This is a genomic window from Acinetobacter sp. YH16042, from assembly GCF_013417245.1.
Lineage (GTDB): Bacteria > Pseudomonadota > Gammaproteobacteria > Pseudomonadales > Moraxellaceae > Acinetobacter > Acinetobacter amyesii.
Genome location: NZ_VPEJ01000117.1, coordinates 1 through 1,417 on the forward strand (window position 1 = coordinate 1; position 1,417 = coordinate 1,417).

The 1,417-nt window shown below is 34.0% G+C and carries 2 protein-coding genes; both read left to right on the forward strand.

Annotation, left to right across the window (positions count from 1 at the left end; translation table 11 throughout):
• The first annotated feature begins 253 nt into the window (after window positions 1-253).
• Window positions 254-1,177, forward strand: a complete 924-nt coding sequence (gene repM / locus FTV37_RS17420) for a replication initiation protein RepM (protein ID WP_180064339.1) — start codon at window positions 254-256, stop codon at window positions 1,175-1,177.
• A 60-nt stretch (window positions 1,178-1,237) separates the two neighbouring features.
• Window positions 1,238-1,417, forward strand: a 180-nt coding sequence (locus FTV37_RS17755; RefSeq protein ID WP_218947635.1) for a plasmid replication DNA-binding protein, incomplete at its 3' end; no start/stop codon positions are given.

The following is a 1,417-nucleotide window of genomic DNA, read 5'->3' on the forward strand; positions in this document are numbered from 1 at the left end:
AGCTTTTATATGCTTTTGGAGAGGATCAAGTCTTTGTAAATAAAGGCTTCTAGATCTTATATGACTACGTTTACCTACCAATATGACTACGTTTACCTACCAATATGACTACGTTTACCTACCAATATGACTACGTTTACCTACCAATAATCTACATTATTTTTTTTGTAGATTTAACTACGTTTACCTTGCATTAATCTACATATTTATTATTATAGATTTATATTCATAAGTAATAATGTAGACAAATAAAATGCGGGACTTAGTAGTTAAAGATAATGCCTTAATTAATGCGAGTTATAACTTAGACTTAGTAGAACAACGTTTGATCTTATTAGCTATCGTCGAAGCAAGAGATAGTGGTCGAGGAATCAATGCAAATGACCCCTTAGAAGTGCATGCTGAGAGTTATGTAAATCAATTTAATGTTGCAAGACAAACAGCTTACCAAGCGTTAAAAGATGCTTGTAAGGATCTATTTGTACGTCAATTTAGCTATCAAGAAATTAATAAAAGAGGAAATGTAGAGAATGTTTTAAGTCGCTGGGTGAGCGAGATTAGATATATCGATGATGAGGCTACAGTAAAGTTAATATTTGCCCCTGCAATCGTGCCACTTATTACACGTTTAGAAGAACAATTCACTAAATATGAGTTACAACAGATTAGTAATCTCAGCAGTGCTTATGCTGTGCGGTTGTATGAATTATTAATTGCTTGGCGTAGTACGGGTCAAACTCCAATTATCGAACTAGCAGAGTTCAGACAAAAAATAGGCGTTCTTGATGATGAATATACAAGAATGGGAAATTTCAAAGATCGAGTATTAAATCTAGCTATTGCCCAAATTAATGAACACACGGATATTAACGTCCAATGTCAGCAACATAAAAAGGGACGTAATATTTCTGGTTTTTCATTCAACTTTAAACTGAAAAAAGTCGTTATAGCTCATACTAAAGAGCAAACTGCTCTTGAGATTTTCTCAAAATTTACCGATGCACAGTGTCATCTTTTTGCCAGTAAATTATCTGAGCTTCCAGATATGAATAAATATTCTCAAGGTACTGAAAGCTACTCACAATTTGCAGTTCGAATTTCTGAAATGCTACGAGATCCACAAAAATTTGAAGAACTACTCCCCTATCTAAAGAAAGTAGGCTTTAATACAAAATAAACTTCATGTTCAGATTGGATGTTCACACGAACATCCTTGTACACGCACTGAGGGATTACATTGAACACAACAAAATTCAGCGTCATGGACGCAAGTAAAGCCTTTAAAAAATCACGTACAACAATATATGAGGCTTTAAAAAATGGTGAATTATCAAGAGATCATGATGGTCTTATAGACTTATCGGAACTTATTAGAGTTTATGGCAATCCAATCAGTGTTCAGTCCAGTACACGCACT

Bases quoted from the DNA above. Each gene is read 5' to 3' on its own strand.
- repM (WP_180064339.1), top strand. From the start codon at position 254: ATGCGGGACTTAGTAGTTAAAGATAATGCCTTAATTAATGCGAGTTAT.